Source organism: Phycisphaerales bacterium (genome assembly GCA_016716475.1).
GTDB lineage: Bacteria > Planctomycetota > Phycisphaerae > UBA1845 > Fen-1342 > JADJWG01.
On record JADJWG010000004.1, the window covers coordinates 542,335 to 560,667 of the forward strand.

Here is an 18,333-nt window from a genome sequence, read left to right on the forward strand (position 1 = left end):
GGTGGCCTCAAGCCCGGAGGGGTTGCTCGGCAGTCCGTGTGGCGGCCGGGAGGTCTGTGCCACTCGTAGTGCCGGCGGCCGCCCGGGCCCAGAGGTAACGCCCCAGCACGCGTGTGGCTTCGTCCGCCGAGCGAAAGACCGGTACGCCTGTCCGCCGCAGGGCCGCCACGAGCGGATCGTACGCGCGACCGGCTGCCACGCTGCACACCACTGGTTTCGTGGTATGGCGCAGTAGTTCTGCGAGTCGCTCGGGCAGCGCGCCGGGCCGCGACAGTTCCTCGGCGGTCGTGAGCATGGCCGGCGTGAGTGGCACCAGCGCGGCGATCACCGCATCGACCTCCGGTGCCTGGAGTAGTACACCGAGCGCGGCGGCGTAAGCGGCGTCCGTGGCCATGGGGGTCACGTCGAGTGGATTGCGGGCGTTGACCAGCCCCGTCAGCTTGTGGGCGTGGAGAATCTCGGTGAGGCGTGTTTGTGTCGTGTCGGAAAGCGCCGTCATCTGGATGGCGTAGTCGTCGCCGACCGTCGCATCCGCCATGCCGACGGTTTCAAAGCCGGCATTGCTAAGCGCCGCCACACGTAGCCCGCCGAGCGTCCGCGTATGCAGCGCGGTAGCCAGATCGAGGAGTTGCTCGAAGGCGCTGAACGTATCCACACACACCGCTCCAGCGTTGGCGACGGCCGCGAGGCAGACATCGTAGTCGCCGGCGACGGCCGCGGTGTGACCGGCGGCGGCCGACCGGCCGGAGGGTGTGCGGCCGGCCTTGTAGAACAGGACGAACTTGCCGTCGGCCACCATCCGGCGGATGTGACGGACGAGTTCGAGCCCGTCGTAATTGCCGAAACCCTCGGCGTAGATCGCCACCACGTCGATGTCGGTGCGGCTGCCGGCCGCGGCGGCGACGTCGGCGAGCGTCACGTCGATCTGATTGCCCAGCGAAATGGCCAGGGCGGCATCGAGCATGCCGAGGTTGCTCTGGCGAGTGATGACAAACGCGCCGCTCTGCGAGATCAGCGCCACGCGTCGCGGTGGGGCCTCCCAGCGCGGATCGAGCTTGGAGCGTGGGATGAAGAAGGTGTCGTAGCGCCCCGGCCGCGACTGAATCCCCATGCAGTTCGGGCCGATGAACACGGGGCCACCGTCCGGTCGTTGGCGCGCGGCTGCGATCGCAGCGCGCAACTCCTGGTCGAGCACGGCGCCGGCTTCGGTTTCGCCCACTCCACCGGGAATCAGCAAGGCGGCCCCGACCTTGCCGCTTGCGGTGGCGCTACGGACGACTTCGGGCAGGGCCGGGGCCGGCACGGCGACCACCAGCAGGTCCACCGGTTCCGGCAACGCCTCGAGGGTGGGAACACAGCGGATCCCATCGAGTTCACCCAGACCCTCCTTCACGAGATACAGGTGTTCACATGGGAAACCGCCGTCGCGCACGTTGCGGGCAATGATGCGCCCGAAGTTCTCCGCCGTCGCGGAGGCCCCGAGGACGGCAATCGCCCCGGGCTCCAGCAGCTTCACGATGCGCTGCGCCGGCCGTGGGACCGGATGCGGAGCAGCCGTACCCAGGCGCCCGCGACCGTCGAGCGGCACCATGCGCTGTTGGCGGAAGGCGAAGGGATTCACCTCCAACTCCGCGACGTCCGGGCCCTCCGCGCCACGGTCGACGCAGAAATGCCGCGCCAGCGAGATGAATGCCCGGAAACAGCGCAATAACTCGCCATCGGACACGATACGGTCGTGTCCGCGGGCGCGGCCGGCCAGCAGGTCGTACGCCGCCGTGCGCTTGAAGAGCTCGAGAAACTCCTCCGCGCTCGTATCCGCGGCACAGGCCTTGGCGACGGCGATCCCCGGTCGCATGCGTTGCGCGAGGTACTCCGTGTCGATACCGCCGAGTCCCGCGGCAATGACCGGGCCGAACTCGCGTGTCGCGCGTACGCCGACGAAGAGTTCGCTGCCGAAGCCGCTGCCGCGTGACTCGACGTACTCGACCACGAGCACGCCTTCGACGGGGGCGTGGGCGGCCTGCCGGGCCACGAGCCGGTCCATCTCGCGTCGGACGATGTCGTACTCCTTCGGGCAGAATACGACGCCTTGTGCGTCCGTTTTGTGGACCACCTCGGGGGAGACGATCTTCAGTACGACCCGTTCACCGGGGAAGGTGGCGAGCGCCTCCCGGGCCAGCAGGTTGCCGGTCGGTACGAAGACGTAGCGTGGCGGGGAGATCGCCCCGATCAGTTCGATGAGCACGTAAACCTCGTGCTCGTACAGCGCCCGGCGGTTTTCCTGGTACGCGCGCAGCAACGTCCGCTCGAAAGCCGTCGCCTCCGCCCCAGTCAGGCGGTTCTCGACCGCGGCCAGATCGTCGAACGAAGGCGGGGTGGGGGGTTCCGCTGCCAGCAGCGCCTCGGCGTCCAACCGGTCGATCCAGGCCCGCACGGCCCGCGAGGTGCCGCCGCGTTGCAAGCCATCACGGTACGCCGCGGCTGCGGCCCGGCCGAGCCGGAAGGCCCGCCGGTTGATGCCGACGACCTTATCACCCTTTGCGGCAAACATCTCCGCTACGGCGTCTTCGAGCTCCTGCGCATCGATCTCAAGAAACAGGGCGCCCGCCCCGAGTGTCACGATGTTGGCAGCCAGCGGCGAACCCGCCACCTTGGCGAGTCGATCCACATCCAGCAGCACGTGCCGCTCGAATCCGGCGATGCGGTCGAGCACCTGCTCGATGGCGGGGTAATTGTCGATGTTCATGAACGCGTTTGTGCTCACCACCAGCACACCGGTCGGCCGGAGGTAATGCACGTAGCGCAGGGCTTCGAGTGGTTCCACGGCCAGGATCATGTCGACCTGCCCCAGTGGGATGAGGTCGCTGAAGAGTTCATGGTCGGCAACGCGCAGGTGCGACTGCACCGCTCCGCCGCGCTGCGACATGCCATGTACTTCGGCCTGTCGCACATGCAGGTTCCGCTGTAGCGCCGCCGCCGAGATCGCCCGTGCGATCGTCAGGATGCCTTGTCCGCCGACACCGGCCAGGATGAGGTTGTGTTCCACGTGAGCCCCTTGGCTGGCGGCCGGCGGGCGGGCCGGCCGCGTTTTAGATCTCCGGGGGTCTGCGGCTCTACGCACCGCAGACGGAGCACGCGCCGGCCGTCGGGATTTCGCTCGCACGGGCCTTCCGCCGGTTGTGAATGCACTCGCGCTGTGCCACCACCACGGACAGCCCGCGGTGCTCGATGGCGCTGCGCACGCGCGTCACGTTCTCGGCATGGTTCTTCGGCAAAGGGTCGATCAGGTGCAACTGCTCCGGCGGGACGCCGAGGCCCCGTAGCAGGTTGAGCAATTGCTCGCCGGCGGCCATGGTTTCCTGGCCGCCGGTCATTGCGACGATCGCATTGTCAAGAATGAAGACGGTCATGTCCGCGTCGGAACGGATGGCGCCGATCAGGGGTGTCATGCCCGAGTGTGTGAAGGTGGAATCGCCGATTGTGCATAACACCGGATACGCGCCCGCCTGGGCAGCGCCGTGCGCCATGGCGATGGATGCGCCCATGTCCACACACGAATGCACGGCGCGGTAGGGCGGCAGCACCCCGAGTGTATAGCAGCCGATATCGCTGAACAGCAGCGCATTCGGGAATGCGCCGGTGGCTTCGATCAACGCCTTGAACGTGTCCGCATGGGGGCAGCCGCGGCACAGTGCCGGAGGTCGACCGGTGAGGTCGTCGAGTGGTCCGAGCGTGCCCACGAAGGGACGCCCCAGGGCCGCGGCCACGAGGTCGGGTGTCAATTCCCCATCCGGAGGGAGCGTTCCATCGAGCTTGCCCCGCACCGCCTTGCCCGGCAGGCCGAGGGTGCCGAGCAGCCGCTTCTCGATGAATGGGTAGCCGTCTTCAAAGATCAGCAACTCGCTGCAATGGTCCACCAGCGCGCGAAGCCCCTCGACCGGCAGCGGATACGCCGCGATCCGCAAGTACGAGTCTTCCGTGCTGCCGGCGAGCGCTTCGCGAACGTAATTGCTCGCGATGCCGGCCGCAATGATCCCGCGCTGTCCGGCGAGCCGGGGTGCATGCAGCGGATGACGCTCTGACCAGGTGCGCAGTTGCGGCTGCAACTCGAGCAGTCGCCGGAATCGGCGTCGCGAATTGGTCGGCACAAGCGTCCAATCGTCCGCATCGGGATAGGGCCGCTGCGCCGGGGGGGGCGAGCCGTCGTCCTCCGTGGCGATGCGGACATTGGCCCGGCTGTGCGCCAGCCGTGTGACGATCCGCACCATGAACGGCAGCTCGTAATGCTCCGACAACTCAAACGCGGCCCGTGTGAAGTCGTATGCTTCCTGCTGGTTCGCCGGCTCCAGGATCGGAATTTGCGCGAACTCGCCGTAGAAGCGGCTGTCCTGCTCGTTCTGCGATGAGTGCATGCCCGGGTCATCCGCGACCACCACCACGAGTCCGCCGTTCGCACCTGTCAGCGCGGAGTTCACGAACGGGTCCGCGGCCACATTCAGCCCGACGTGTTTCATCGACACCAGTGCGCGGCGCCCGGCGTACGACATCCCGAGTGCTTCCTCGTACGCGACTTTTTCGTTGGCGGACCAGCGCGCCGCGACCGGTGCCCCGCGTCGTACAGCCGCGGCGACGTACTCAAAGATTTCCGTAGATGGGGTTCCGGGGTACGCGAAGGCCCCCCCGATTCCGGCATGCAGAGCGCCCAGCGCGATCGCCTCATCCCCAAGCAGGAGCTCGGTTTTCATCCCGGGTCTCTCCTTCAGGCGGCCGGGGGATTGATGCGGCGGATTCAGCGGGTCCTCGCAACCACGCTCCGCGGCCGCCCACTTTGCCTGTGGGCCAGCGTACCGCGCCATGGAAAGTGGCGAAAGCAGCGGACCCACGCCCGCCTTTCTTCAGAGCTCGTACAGCGCCGGGGTCCGTCCGTTCAAAGCATCCGTGCCGCGCGCGAAGCGCTTGTCCGCCGCCTGGGCCAAGTCCACCCGCAGCGCCGTCGGCAGCGAACCCGGTGGGGGCGTCGATGGCCCCGTGGGAAGCTCGTGAACATGTCCACGCGGATCGATCCAGCGCGGCCGTCCGCTGCCCAGTACTGCAACGAAGATGCGATTCTCCGCGGCTCGCGACCGCAGTGCGGCGAGCGGGAAGTCATCAGCGGGTCCGAAGACCACGGCGAGATGGACCCCGTCCAGTGCGGCACAGCGCAGCGGCGCAAAGCGGGCGGCCTCCGCCAGCGGTATCGCCATGATCCGGATTCCCGCGGGGCCCGCCGTTGCACCCGCATCTGCAGCGATCCCGCAGATGGAGTCGGCCTCGATCCGTGCAGCCGGGACGGGCAGCAGTCGCAGCTCCCAGCCGTTTGTACCGGCCGCAGCCCATACATACGCCTCGGGCACCGCCGCCGCGACCCCGACGGGCGGCATCGCCGCCATGAGGCGGGGGCGCTCATCAGGGTGAACCTCCAGCCGGGCCGTCGCCGGAATCTGCACCTCGGCCAGTGCAAGCGAAGTTTCGCGGGTGCTGAGACGGGCCATGCAGTGGCCGTCGGCGGCAACGATCTGGCTCTGGCCGACGAACGTGGTGCGGCCCTCCTGGCCCCATTTACTGCACGACGCGAAGGGAACGCCCAGTTCCGCGGCGCGGGCGCTGATCATGAAATCCGCCTGGATGTTGCGCTCGGCGCCGTGCCCACCGGTGTTGACCCAGGCGGTTGGCTGCAGGATCAGCCGCGCCCCGCGGGTTACGAGCGTTGCCGCGATCTCGGGCACGCGCGCATCCGCGCAGATGAGAATGCCGGCGGTGTGCGTACCCAGGCGCACGGGTGAAAGATCATCCCCGGCGGTGAAGTAGTCGTGGTCAAAGTCCCAAAGGTAGGTCTTGCGCCGGATCGCGGCCAGATCCCCGGTGGGATTGAAGAGCGCCGCGGCATTATGCAGCCGATCTGCGGTCTCTTCGACGAAGCCGATACACACCGCAACGACCGCCCGGCGGGCAGTGGCGGCCACACGGTCGAGAAACCAGGCCGGCTCCGGCAGACCGGCGGCACGGGCCGCATCGTAGCGTGCCCGGCTGCCAAGCACGTACGTCGGCCAGACGCATTCCGGGAAGACCACCACCTCGGCACCACTCTCGGCCGCGGCGGCGATGTCGTGCTCCACGCGGACGACGGTATCGCGCCAGGCCGCGAGAGGCATACCCGGCAATTGGGCTACGGCAATTCGCATGCGGCGATCGTCGCGACCGCCGTTGCGCCCGTCAAGGCGGCGACGGGTCTACAAAAGTGCAGGGGCTCTGCAGGGCGACCCGCAGGTGACGGAGGTATTCCTGCCGAGGGATTTCGACCGCACCGAACCGCTGCAAGTGCGGCGTCGGCCATTGTGTATCGAGCAACAGGTAGCCCCGTGTCCGCAGGCGCGCGACGAGATGCACCAGTGCCACCTTGGATGCGTTCTTCACGCGGGTGAACATGCTTTCACCGAAAAACGCTCCCCCGATCGCGACGCCGTACAAGCCGCCAGCCAGTTGCCCCGCCTGCCAGCATTCCACGCTGTGCACCCAGCCCTGGGCATGCAGTTCGAGGTAGACCGCCCGGATTGCTTCCGAAATCCATGTTCCTTCGCTGCGGTCACCGCACGCCGAGATGACCTCCGGGAACGCACAGTTCACCCGGACCTCGAAAAGCTGCCGGTCCACGGCCTGCCGCACCGTGCGCGGAACATGAAACGTGTCGAGCGGGAAAATGCAGCGCGGGTCGGGCGAAAACCAGTAGATTTCATCGTTCTCACAGGACATCGGGAACACGCCGGCGCGGTAAGCCGCCAGTACGAGTTCCGGTGTCAGGGGCGGGTCTGCCATCGTCATGTGCGGGTACCGCGGCCGGTTTTGGGGTTGGCGGGGGCTGATGCACCGTCGGGCGATCGGCAAGAATTGCGCTTCCCACGCCACGCCGCAGAATTTATCCTGTGGCGGAGGTGGGCTCCAGCCCACCACGCCAGGAAGGACGGTGCCTGATGACCGCGACTCTGGGACTGCGCACCCAAGAGGGGACGCCGCTCGCGAGCGACTTTGCGGACTGGCTGAAGCGTACGCGCGAAGAAGTTGAGGTCGGGCTTTCCGTCCATCTCAAGGAGATCGAGACCACGATCGGTGCGCACAGCCAGCTCGCGGCCGCTGTACAGTATTCGTTGCAGGTGGGCGGGAAGCGCATCCGGCCGATCCTGGTCCTGGAGACTTGTCGCGTCTGCGGCGGACAGGCGACCACGGCGTTTCCGGCGGCCATCGCGATCGAGTGCATCCACACGTTTTCGCTGATCCATGACGACCTGCCGGCCATGGACAATGACGATACGCGCCGCGGCCAGCCCACCAACCACAAGGTCTTTGGCGACGGGTTCGCCGTGCTCGCGGGCGACTGGCTCGCTACGCATGCCCTGTATGTGCTTGCGACCATGTTCCGGCACGAGCCCCGCCGGCTGCCCGCACTGGTTGAAGCATTGTCGGGTGCAACCCTGCGGATGATCGAAGGGCAGGCGGCCGATCTGGCGGGCGAGCAGCAGCCCCCCGATCGTCGGCTGGTGCAGGTCGTGCATGAGCGCAAGACCGCGGCCCTGCTCGAGGCCTGTTGTCGGCTCGGCGCGCTGTGTGCCGGGGCGCCCAGCGAGGCCGTCACGGCCTTGGCGAACTATGGCCGCCACCTCGGCCTGGCGTTCCAGATTGTCGATGATTTGCTGGACGCGACCGGCTCGGCGGAGCAACTGGGCAAGGCGGCCGGTAAGGACGCCGCCCACCACAAGCAGACCTATCCCGCCGCGTTCGGGCTGGAGGAAAGCCAGCGGCGCGCGCGGCAGGAGGAGGAGGCCGCCTTGCAGCGGCTCGAGTGTTTTGGCGGTCGGGCCGACCGCCTGCGTGATCTGGTCCGATACGTTACGCGGCGCGACCGGTAAGTGGTTTCCTGGCGCCCATTCTGAACTCGTGGCCCCGCGGCGGCGTACCACGGATACAATGGTCCGGGCGTGGTTCGGACTACCGACTGCCGCGCGTCCTGCCTGCCGGCGTGCCGCACCTCGGGCCGGCGGCAACCGTGCACCCAGATGAAAGAGGAACGCAACGCGATGCCCCGACTGCTGAATTCCATCCAGTCACCTGCCGATATGCAGGCCCTCTCCCACGCCGAACTCAACGAACTCGCCGCTGAAATCCGCGAACGGATCATCGCGGTGGTCTGCGCGAACGGCGGCCATCTGGCCAGCAATCTCGGTGTGGTGGAATTGACGCTGGCGCTCCACCGGGTCTTCGATTTCAGCCGCGATCGGCTGCTTTGGGATGTTGGGCACCAGTGTTACGTGCATAAGCTCATCACCGGACGCAACGCCCACTTCGACTCGCTGCGCCAGAAGGGTGGTGTCAGCGGGTTCCCCAGTCGCCAGGAAAGCTCATATGACCTGTTCAACGTCGGCCACGCCGGCACGGCGATTGCGACGGCCGTGGGTATGGCGCGCGGCGACCAGGCGCTCGGCCGGGACCGCCGCGTGGTGGCGTTTGTGGGCGATGCCAGCATCGTCAACGGCGTGGCATTCGAGGGGTTGAACCAGGCGGGTGAGCTGAAGCGGCAATTCCTCGTCGTGCTCAATGACAATTCGATGGGCATCGCGCGGACGGAGGGTGGCTTGGCAACGCACCTCGCACGCTTCCGCGTCAGTTCGCTGTACGAGGAGGTCAAGCGCAAGGTCAAGACGCTCCTGCCGAAGGTGCCCGTGGTCGGCCGGGGTGTGCAGGATGTGCTCGAGCACCTGAAGGAAGGGATCAAGTCCACTGTCGCGCCGCACCAGATTTTCGAACAGCTCGGCCTGACCTACGTCGGTCCCGTTGACGGCCACGATCTTCCGCACCTGATCGATCTGCTCAACCTGCTCAAGGACGTGCAGCACCCGGTGCTGCTGCATGTGCACACGGAGAAGGGGCGCGGTTGCGCCTGGGCCACCAGCGACCCGTGTGCCTATCACAGCCCCGGCAAGCTCCAGGTCGAGGGGGATTCGGTCTGTGCCGTCGAGACCGGCCGCAAAAGCTGGACCTCCGCCTACGCCGAGGCCGTCATTCGCCTGATGCAGGAAGACGCCCGCGTCTACGCCCTGACAGCCGCGATGCCCGACGGTACCGGCCTCGCCAAGGTGCGTCGGGCCTTTCCGGATCGCGTGCTTGACTGCGGCATTGCTGAGAGCTGCACCGTGGATATGGCCGCCGGGATGGCGAAGGCGGGCCTGCGTCCGTTCGCGACGATCTACTCCACGTTCCTGCAGCGTGCCATCGACCAGGTTTTCCAGGAGGTTGTGCTGCAGGAGTTGCCGGTTGGCTTCTGCATCGACCGGGCGGGGCTCGTCGGCGGCGATGGCGCCGTGCACCACGGGTACCTCGACCTCGCGTATCTGCGTGGGTTCCAGGGCATGGTGCTCATGGCGCCGGCGGACGAGCCGGAGCTGGAAGCGGCCCTGCGGCTCGGCTTGAGTCTTGAACGGCCTTGGGCGGTACGCTACCCGCGCGACGCTGTGCCCGAGCCCTATGGCGACGCGCCGCCGTTCCATGTCGGCAAGGCGCGTACCATGCGGGAAGGACCCGATGCCACGCTGCTGGCCTACGGTACGACGGTGGCGGCAGCGCTCGCCGCGGCGGACGCCCTGGAACGCGAAGACATCTACGTAGCCGTGGTCAATGCGCGTTTTGCCAAGCCGATCGATGTGGACATGGTGACGACCGCCATTACGCGCGGCGGTCCCGTTCTCACGCTTGAGGAGCACTCCAGCGCGGCCGGCTTTGGCTCCGCCGTGCTCGAAGCGGCCAACCGGCTGGGGTTGCCGACGGACAATCTCGTGCTGCTCGGCTTGGCGCCGGAAAAATTTTACGATCAGGGTTCGCGGAATGGGCAGTTGGCCGAGGCCGGGCTGGATGCCGCGGGCATTGCGGCTGCGGTTCGCCGCGCGCGGCGGGCGAGTCTCGGCCGGACCCCGGCTGCCATTGTGGCCCAGCTACCGCCGGTGCTTGATCAGCGTGAGAGCCATTGACCAAGGATCACGTGCAGGATCGTTCAACGGCAGGATTCAATCTTCTAACCTCTAGCTTCCGTCTCCAACTTTCTTTGGACTCTTTCATCGCACATCACCTGCAGGGCGTGTCGCGGACCTATGCCTTGGTCGTGCCCCTGCTGCCAGCCCCGCTCGACGATACGGTCGGGCTCGCCTACCTCGTCATGCGCATTATTGATACCGTCGAGGATGCGGACGGACTAACGCCAGCCCAGCGCCGGGCGGGTTTCACGCGGATCACGGCGGCCTGTCAGGACCCAGCCGCCGCGGCGGCCCTCCGTGAACTGCCCGGTGACACCCTGGAAGAGCGGGCCCTCCTGTTCGAGGCGCCACGTGTATTTACCCAGTTGGCAGACCTGCCCGCCGCAGAGCGGGTCGCCGTCGTGCGCTGCGCGGGCGCCATGATGGAAGGCGTGCAGACGCTGCTGGTTCGCGCCGCAGACCGCGGCCGACCCTATCCGGCGATCGCGAACATCGTCGAACTCCGCGAGTATTGTTACTACGTGGCCGGCGTGGTGGGGGAGCTGCTCTGCGAGTTGATGGCGTTGCACCTGCGACAGCCGGGCCTGCGCGAACTGCGGCCGGCGGCCGTGGAGCTTGGCACCGGACTGCAACTCGTCAACATTCTGAAAGATGCTCCGCAGGATGCGACCCACGGGCGGCGGTATCTGCCGGGCGGCACGGGGGCGCCGAACGGGCACCGTGTGGAATATGCGGAAGCGCTGCAACTCGCGCGGCATTGCCTGCGCGGAGGATTGCGTTACCTGTTGGCGCTCCCCGCGACCGCCCCTGGACTGCGGCGCTTCTGCGGCTTACCCATGGTCTGGGGGGCGCTCACGCTTGCCCGGGCCGACCGGGATGCGGCCGCGGCCAAGATCTCGCGCACCGAGCTGTTTGAGACGATGGCACGCTTCGAGCGTGAGGCCGCTGATGATGCGGCACTGCGCGTGTGGTTCGACGACCTGTTGCCTGCCGCCGAGACGTAGTGGCGGTCCGGCCCACGCGCGGCCCGCAGCCCCGATGCGAGGCCTACTCATCCGGTTCGAGCACGGTCATGAAGGCCTTCTGCGGGATGTCGACCCGGCCGATGGTCTTCATCCGCTTCTTGCCCTCTTTCTGCTTTTCCAGCAGTTTGCGCTTCCGCGTTACGTCGCCGCCGTAGCACTTTGCGGTGACGTCCTTGCGATAGGGTTTGATGCTTTCGCTCGCGATGATCTTGCTGCCGATCGCGGCTTGCAGGCGGATTTCGAACTGGTGCCGGTCGATTTCCTTGCGCAGCTTGATGAGGAAGCGCCGCCCGCGGTTTTCGGCCTTGGTGCGATGGCAGATCAGACTGAGTGCGTCGACGGGAGTGCCGTTGATGAGGATGTCGAGCTTGACGAGGTCGCTAGCGCGGTACGCGATGACGTGGTAGTCCATCGTGCCGTACCCGCGCGTGACGCTCTTGAGCTTGTCGTAGAAGTCGTACAGGATTTCGTTGAACGGAAACTCGTAGGTCAGCATGACGCGCTGGGCGGAGAGGTACTCCTGCTTGCGGAACTCGCCACGCCGATTCTCGGCCAGTTGCATGATCGCGCCGACGGACTCAGCCGGGGTGATGATCTGCATCGCGATGATCGGCTCACGCAGTTCTTCGATGCTGCCCATGTCGGGCAGGTCGCCGGCCGACTCGACCTGCTGCGTCGTGCCGTCACGCAGCACGATCTCGTAGGTCACGCTCGGCGCGGTCTGCACGACCGACACGCCGCACTCGCGCTCCAGCCGCTCCTGCACGATGTCCATGTGCAGCAGCCCGAGGAATCCGCAGCGGTACCCTGGTCCCAGCGCGTCGCTGTGCTGCGGATTGTAGCTGAACGAGGCATCGTTGAGACTGAGCCGCTCGAGCGCCTCACGCAGCGCGTCGTAGGTTTCGCCGCTGGATGGGTAGAAGTCGCAGAACACCATGTGCTGCGGCGCCTTGTAGCCGGCCAGCGCCCGCGGTGCCGGGTTCACGGCGTCCGTGACCGTGTCGCCGACCGTCACTTCCTGCAAGCTCTTGATGCTGGCGACGAGATAGCCGGTTTCGCCTGCGACGAGTTGCTCGCATGGAGTCATCTTCGGGCGAAACTTGCCCAGTTCCGTCACCTGGTAGGTCCGCTCACGGGCCATCAGGAGGATCTTCTGGCCCTTCCGAATCGTACCCTGCATGATGCGCAAATAGCAGATCACGCCGCGATAGTCGTTGTACTCCGAGTCGAACACCAGGGCCTGCAGCGGGGCGGCGCGATCTCCCTTGGGCGGCGGCAGCAGCTTCACAATGGCGCGCAGCAGGTCGTCGATCCCCACGCCCGACTTCGCGGACACGAATTGCACGTGATCCGCGCTGATCCCCCAGGACATGCTCGATCTCAAGTGCTGTGTCTTCCGGTGCCGCGCTGGGCAGGTCGATCTTGTTGATGACCGGGATGATCTCGAGATCGTTTCCGACGGCCGCATACGCATTGGCCACGGTTTGCGCCTGCACACCCTGCGTCGCGTCGACCACCAGCAGGGCTCCGTCGCACGCCGCCAGTGCCCGGTCCACTTCGTAGTGGAAATCCACATGCCCCGGCGTGTCGATCAGGTTGAACATGTAGGCCGCGCCGTCCACCTGCACGTCGATGCTGACGGCCGACGCCTTGATCGTGATGCCGCGCTCCCGCTCGAGATCCATGTCGTCCAGCGCCTGCTCCTTCATGTCGCGGGCGCTGATCGCACCGGAAATCTGCAGCAGACGATCGGCCAGGGTACTCTTGCCATGGTCGATATGCGCGATGATCGAGAAGTTCCGTATCTTGCTCTGGTCCATGCACTGCCTGTGGCCGGGGCTGGGCGCCCGTCGCACGTGTATCCCCGCTGGAACGCGTACGCGGTAACTCCGCAATTATAACGCAAGACCGGATTCCGGTTGGGTCGCCGGACGGAATACGGACCTGCGCAACTTTTTGCTTGCTTCCGCGGCAAACCACCGCTAGCTTTCCCCGCTTTCGTGCCGGAACCGGCCGATTTCCAGAACCCGCCGGCAGCCGAGCGGATCCACGGGGTGTGTCGGGGCTCGGCGTGCATCCCAGTGTCGGGTTTGGAAGGTCCAGCGGAAATCTTCAGGAAGTGGCGCATGGGAAACTCGAAACGACCGGCCGTGGTCGTGTTGCTCCTGGTGTGGGGTGCCGGGCTGGCTGGTGCGCAGACGCCCGCTCTGGAAGTTGACCCGGCGGTGCAGGTGCAGGTCAACTTGAACATCGTCTGGACGGTGATCGCGGCCGGCATGGTGTTCTTCATGCAGCTCGGGTTTGCGATGGTGGAGGCGGGCTTCACCCAGGCGAAGAACGCCGTCAACATCATCATGAAGAACCTGATGGATTTCTCATTGGGTGCGATCGCGTTTTTCCTGGTGGGCTTCGGACTGATGTTTGGCCACACGAACGGCTGGTTCGGCACGAGTAACTTCGCGCTGTCCGGCGCCACCGGCGACGATTACGCGTACACCTTCCTGCTCTTCCAGACCGTCTTTGCGGCGACGGCGGCGACGATCGTGTCAGGTGCCATGGCGGAACGCACGAAGTTCACGAGCTACATGATCTACAGCGTCTTCATCACGATGCTGGTCTACCCGATCTTCGGTTCGTGGGCGTGGGGCGGACTCTTCCACCCGGACAACGAAGGTTGGTTGGAGCGTCTCGGCTTCGTCGATTTCGCCGGTTCCACGGTCGTCCATTCCGTGGGTGGGTGGCTCGCCCTGGCCGGTGCCCTGGTGCTTGGACCGCGACTCGGCAAGTATGGCCCGGACGGGCGCCCGCGAGCACTTCCGGGGCACAACATCCCGCTCGCGGCCCTTGGCGTGTTCATCCTCTGGTTTGGCTGGTTCGGCTTCAACGCGGGCAGCACCACGGTCGGCGACGGCGCGATCGGTCGAATCGCCGTGACGACCAACCTCGCCGCCGCGGCCGGTGCCCTGGTGGCGATGATCGTTGCCTGGTGGGTGGTGGGGAAGCCCGATGCGTCGATGACGCTGAACGGGGCCCTGGCCGGGTTGGTGGCGATCACGGCCGGTTGTGCCAGTGTGACTCCGTTCGCAGCCCTCCTGATCGGCGCGACGGCCGGAGCGCTGGTGGTGGTCAGCGTGCTCTTGTTCGATGGGGTGCTGCGCGTCGACGACCCGGTCGGCGCAGTCAGCGTGCATGGTGTCTGCGGTGTCTGGGGAACCCTCGCGGTCGGCCTATTTCAGGCCGAGGCCGTGCTCCAGGTCGGCGACCAGAACGGCGGGCTCTTCTATGGCGGGGGTTTCGGCCTGCTCCTCATTCAACTGGCAGGCGCCGCGATCGCCTTTGCCTGGGCGTTCGGCGTGGGGCTCATTCTGTTCCTGGCGGTGCGCTGGACCGTGGGCCTGCGCGTCACGGCGGCCGAGGAGCGCCGCGGCCTCGACATCGGCGAACACGGGATGGAAGCATACTACGGCTTCCAGTTCTTCACGACCCAGTAGTCCAGGACCGGGTGCACCCATGAAGCTTATCATTGCCTACATCCAGCCGGAACGCCTGACCGAGGTCAAACAGGCGCTCTATCAGGCCGAGGTCTTCAAAATCTCGGTGACCAACGCCCTGGGATGCGGCGAGGAACAGGGCTACCACGAGACCTACCGCGGTGTGGATATCGAGGTCAACCTGCTGAAAAAAGTGCGCATCGAGGTCGGCGTCAACGATGCCTTCGTCGAACGCACTGTTGAAGCCATCGTCCGCGGGGCCAAGACTGGGCAGATTGGTGACGGAAAGATCTTCGTCGTAGACCTGGCCGAGTGCATTCGCATTCGCACCGGCCAGCGCGGCCACGATGCCATTGGGTGAGCCCCTGAGGAGCTGCGCCGCAACACGGGGCGCATCCCCGCGCAGCGCTTGCGATGACCCGGCGGTATGATCATGGCAGCGATTCGGCCGATTGAGAGCACCTGCCGTGATTCCCGACCGCCTGCCAGACGACCCTCAGAACCTACCCGGTGATCCCTGCGCCACCCAGCGCCGTCGCATGGTCGCCGACCAGTTGAGCGCCCGCGGCATCTGCGATGCGCGCGTCCTCGCGGCCCTCGAACGGATCCCGCGCGAACAGTTCCTGCCACCGTCCGTGGGTCTCCGGGCCTACGAGGATCGTGCCCAGCCCATCGACTGCCAGCAGACCATTTCGCAACCCTACATGGTGGCCCGGATGACCGAACTGCTGGAGCTCTCCGGAACCGAACGGGTTCTCGAAGTCGGTACCGGTTCGGGGTACCAGACCGCCGTGCTCGCGACGCTCTGCGCGCACGTCTATACGGTGGAGTGGTATCTCAAGCTGCTGCATCAGGCCGTCTTTCGCCTGGAGCAGCTTGGGCTTCTTAACGTCACCTATCGCTGTGGTGACGGTTCCCTCGGCTGGCCACAGCAGGCCCCCTACGATGCCATCCTCTGCACGGCCGGTGCCCCGGCGCTGCCGGACGCTCTGGTCAATCAGCTTGGACCCGGCGGTCGCCTCGTCGCGCCGATCGGACCGGCCGACGAGCAGGAGCTCATTCGTGTACGCCACACCGCGAACGGCCTGGTGCGGGACACCCTGTTCCACTGCCGATTCGTGAAGTTGCGCGGTGCCGCCGGCTGGCAGGACGGATCACCGGGCAGTTAAAAGACATGCGCCCGGCGGTCCCCGCGATGGGACCTGCCGGGCGCGAGGAGTGAACATGCGCGCCGCGCCTCTGCGGCTCGCGACAGTCGTTACCGCCTGCGCCGCAGGAGCACGAGGCCCAGCGTTGCAAGAGCCAGCGACGTCGGCTCGGGGACGACCGCGTTGGTCGCCAACTGGAGCGCGCCGAAGGCCACGTTCGCGTCGTAGTGACCCGCCTTGTACGAGTCGTTCTTCCAGCGCAGTTGCAGATTCACCGGTCCGCTCACCGACCCGAGATTGAGCCACGACGTGGCCCACTGCTCATCGAACGCCGGAATCGCGACCGTGCCCATGAACACATTGTTCGCCCGTACTTCGACCTTGAACTCTGAGTAGTTCGAGGGCAGCCCCAGCGGGCTGTGGTTGCGGGCGGTCAGTCCCAGGCGCCAATCGGCACCCGCACCCAGATCAGGAATATCCAGCGCGTAGTGGATGTTCTCGTTCGCCCAGTTCGTGGCATATGCCGCGCTGTCGTATACGAGGAACCACCGGTTCGATGCCGCAGGCGTGCCCGCGCTGCCCGAGATCAGCGAGTGCGTGGTGTACCCGCCGGGATCCGGGGTTGTCACGACGCCCGCGGCGGCGACACCCGTGGCCGCAAGTCCAATCACACATGTGTAACCCAGTACCTTCAGCCGCATGATTAGGCCTCCTTTTCTGTCCGTGAAGGATTGGAATCGCGCACGCGGCAGTCAAAGTGATCTGTTTCCGGCTTAGTCAGGTCCGCATAAGATGCCGTCCCCGGAGGTACCACCGCAGCATGGCAGAGACGTTGCCCGAAATCGAACGCCGGATCCTGGGTGTGCTGATCGAGAAGGCCCTCAGCCAGCCACAATACTACCCCATGACCCTGAATGCGTTGGTGGCGGCCTGTAACCAGAAGAACAACCGCGACCCGCTGATGGATCTGGACGATGAGGCCGCCTGGAATGCGCTGGAGGTATTGCGCACGGTTGGGCTTGTCACGCGGCTCGTGCCCGGGGGCGCGTCCCGTGTGGAGCGCTACCGCCACGAGGTTAAGGTGGTCCTCGGCTGGGAGAAACCGCAACAGGCACTCATGGCCGAGTTGCTGCTGCGCGGACCCCAGACACTTAGCGAACTGCGCACGCGCTGCGCCCGCATGTATCCCTTCGAGTCAACCGAAGTCGTTTCCGCCGTGCTGGAGACACTCGCCGAGATGCAGCCACCCCGGATTGTGCGCCTTCCGCGCGGCCCCGGGCAGGCGGCCGACCGCTTCGCGCACACGCTCTACCCCGAGGGGGAGACTCCGCCGGCCGGTGTGCCTGGGGCGCCACCGGTGGCGGCACCCGCGGCAAGTGGATCGGGCGCAGACCCCGGGCCGTTGCACGCGGCTGCCACGGCGCGCGATGTTGCGTCGGAATTGGATTCATTGCGGGCGGAGGTCACCCTGCTGCGAAACCAGTTGCAGGATCTGCACACTGCGCTCGATGCGCTGCGCCGCGAACTGGGCAGCGACCCGGATGCACTGCCGTAAGCCATGTTGTGGCGAGCAGTTGCTGCGCCTCAACGGCAAACGGCGCGGACAATTGGGGGGGCGCGTCCGGCACGATTGCTTCGCCGCAGTGAGAACGGGGCGGCAGTGGCGCGCGGCCTGTCTTTGACGCCCGCCGACGAGACAGTTCCCGGACACCTCCCGCGTTTCGCCATCCACAAGCCGTCCGCGCCGCGCTGCGCACCGTGTGCCGTCCGATATTCCCCGCCATCGGGGCGCGCTGCACCATGGATCACGCGCAACGATTGACGCAGCGCCTTGCTGACGCGCCGTGCCACCGATGGTTTTTGACAGTATTCTACGCGGTTGAGTACAATCTGCGGACAAGGTCTCGAGCGCGGCACGAGTGACGACCCTCGCATCCTGGACGCCATCGGTGACAACCGTCCGCAGCGCCATTCACATTCGGACTGGGCAGCGGAGTGCGACCGCCGAGGTGGATCAATGGCTGGCACGTCACGGCCTCGCTGTCCGCGCGTGCGATGATGCCTACGCCGCGTGTGTAATGTTGCTCCGTGAGTTTCGCGAGATCCCCGACCTCGCTTTTGTGGGGACCGACTGGCTTGCAGTGGACGAGCACCAGATCGTGACTTACCTGCGGCAGACGTGGCCGCCGGTCGGCATTGTCGTCTACGGGGAAGCGCGCGATGCGCCGGTTCCCGACGTGTTGCCGCTGGTGACCACCTGTTGCGGCGCCGTGGAATTGGCGGCTTGGCTGCGGCTGGACCCCGCCGAGGTCTACGAACGCCTGGCGCGCACCCTCGGGCCTTCGCCTGCCGGGGGGGGAACGATGGCAGCGCCGGAGGCCCCGCGTACCCCCTTGGCCGCGCCTCCCGGCCTGCCGACCTTTCGACCGGCCCGGCCAGCGGTCGACGACCGTCCGGCTCCGGCCGGGTTGCGGATTGCCCCCGCCGCACCGCCGCGTGCCTTGCTGACCGCGGAAGAATTAGCGGCTCTGCTCGGGCCGCAGGAGCAGCGCTGACCGTGCATTTCTGTCCCAGTGATGCGCGCGGCTGGCGCGGAGAGAAGCAGAGGGTTGGG

At 66.4% G+C, this 18,333-nt stretch carries 13 protein-coding genes and 1 pseudogene; 8 read left to right on the plus strand and 6 right to left on the minus strand.

Annotated features, from left to right (window positions below; all coding sequences use genetic code 11):
* Positions 1 to 7 precede the first annotated feature (7 nt).
* The 4 genes from IPM18_16295 to IPM18_16310 all read right to left on the minus strand — a co-directional run bounded on the left by IPM18_16295 (position 8) and on the right by IPM18_16310 (position 6,852).
* A complete protein-coding gene (locus IPM18_16295; GenBank protein MBK9121143.1) occupies positions 8 to 3,046 on the minus strand; it encodes an indolepyruvate oxidoreductase subunit beta in 3,039 nt (1,012 codons plus the stop codon).
* Between the two features lie 67 nt (positions 3,047 to 3,113).
* Entirely contained in the window at positions 3,114 to 4,745 is a 1,632-nt protein-coding gene (locus IPM18_16300; protein ID MBK9121144.1) for an indolepyruvate ferredoxin oxidoreductase, read from the minus strand.
* 150 nt (positions 4,746 to 4,895) lie between these two features.
* Positions 4,896 to 6,221: a carbon-nitrogen hydrolase family protein gene (locus IPM18_16305; GenBank protein MBK9121145.1), complete on the minus strand. Its 1,326-nt coding sequence runs from the start codon at positions 6,219 to 6,221 to the stop codon at positions 4,896 to 4,898.
* Between the two features lie 31 nt (positions 6,222 to 6,252).
* Positions 6,253 to 6,852 carry a leucyl/phenylalanyl-tRNA--protein transferase gene (locus IPM18_16310; protein ID MBK9121146.1) on the minus strand — a complete coding sequence of 200 codons (600 nt, stop codon included), beginning with the start codon at positions 6,850 to 6,852 and terminating at the stop codon, positions 6,253 to 6,255.
* A 155-nt stretch (positions 6,853 to 7,007) separates the two neighbouring features.
* Between IPM18_16310 and IPM18_16315 the strand changes: the two genes are divergently transcribed.
* From IPM18_16315 to IPM18_16325, 3 genes are all read left to right on the plus strand, one after another.
* Positions 7,008 to 7,940, plus strand: coding sequence for a polyprenyl synthetase family protein (locus IPM18_16315; protein ID MBK9121147.1), 933 nt, complete (start codon positions 7,008 to 7,010; stop codon positions 7,938 to 7,940).
* Between the two features lie 168 nt (positions 7,941 to 8,108).
* Complete coding sequence (locus tag IPM18_16320) at positions 8,109 to 10,052, plus strand: 1-deoxy-D-xylulose-5-phosphate synthase (protein MBK9121148.1); 1,944 nt, start codon at positions 8,109 to 8,111, stop codon at positions 10,050 to 10,052.
* Between the two features lie 125 nt (positions 10,053 to 10,177).
* The gene (locus tag IPM18_16325) at positions 10,178 to 11,059 is read left to right on the plus strand and encodes a squalene/phytoene synthase family protein (GenBank protein ID MBK9121149.1); all 882 of its coding nucleotides are present in this window, start codon (positions 10,178 to 10,180) and stop codon (positions 11,057 to 11,059) included.
* Positions 11,060 to 11,102: 43 nt separating this feature from the next.
* Here the strand turns inward: IPM18_16325 and lepA are convergent.
* Positions 11,103 to 12,900 (minus strand): annotated as a pseudogene (gene lepA, locus IPM18_16330) (elongation factor 4).
* 306 nt (positions 12,901 to 13,206) lie between these two features.
* Here lepA and IPM18_16335 point away from each other — a divergent pair.
* The 3 genes from IPM18_16335 to IPM18_16345 all read left to right on the plus strand — a co-directional run bounded on the left by IPM18_16335 (position 13,207) and on the right by IPM18_16345 (position 15,740).
* Complete coding sequence (locus IPM18_16335) at positions 13,207 to 14,571, plus strand: ammonium transporter (GenBank protein MBK9121150.1); 1,365 nt, start codon at positions 13,207 to 13,209, stop codon at positions 14,569 to 14,571.
* Positions 14,572 to 14,590: 19 nt separating this feature from the next.
* On the plus strand, positions 14,591 to 14,932 hold the full coding sequence (locus tag IPM18_16340) for a P-II family nitrogen regulator (protein ID MBK9121151.1): 342 nt from the start codon (positions 14,591 to 14,593) through the stop codon (positions 14,930 to 14,932).
* A gap of 178 nt (positions 14,933 to 15,110) precedes the next feature.
* Positions 15,111 to 15,740 (plus strand): protein-L-isoaspartate(D-aspartate) O-methyltransferase, encoded by a 630-nt coding sequence (locus IPM18_16345; protein MBK9121152.1) that lies wholly within the window; start codon positions 15,111 to 15,113, stop codon positions 15,738 to 15,740.
* Between the two features lie 89 nt (positions 15,741 to 15,829).
* Here the strand turns inward: IPM18_16345 and IPM18_16350 are convergent, their stop codons facing one another.
* On the minus strand, positions 15,830 to 16,420 hold the full coding sequence (locus IPM18_16350; GenBank protein ID MBK9121153.1) for a PEP-CTERM sorting domain-containing protein: 591 nt from the start codon (positions 16,418 to 16,420) through the stop codon (positions 15,830 to 15,832).
* A 119-nt stretch (positions 16,421 to 16,539) separates the two neighbouring features.
* Here IPM18_16350 and IPM18_16355 point away from each other — a divergent pair, with 119 nt between their 5' ends.
* Positions 16,540 to 17,274 (plus strand): YceH family protein, encoded by a 735-nt coding sequence (locus IPM18_16355; GenBank protein ID MBK9121154.1) that lies wholly within the window; start codon positions 16,540 to 16,542, stop codon positions 17,272 to 17,274.
* 394 nt (positions 17,275 to 17,668) lie between these two features.
* Entirely contained in the window at positions 17,669 to 18,274 is a 606-nt protein-coding gene (locus tag IPM18_16360) for a hypothetical protein (GenBank protein ID MBK9121155.1), read from the plus strand.
* Positions 18,275 to 18,333: the final 59 nt, after the last annotated feature.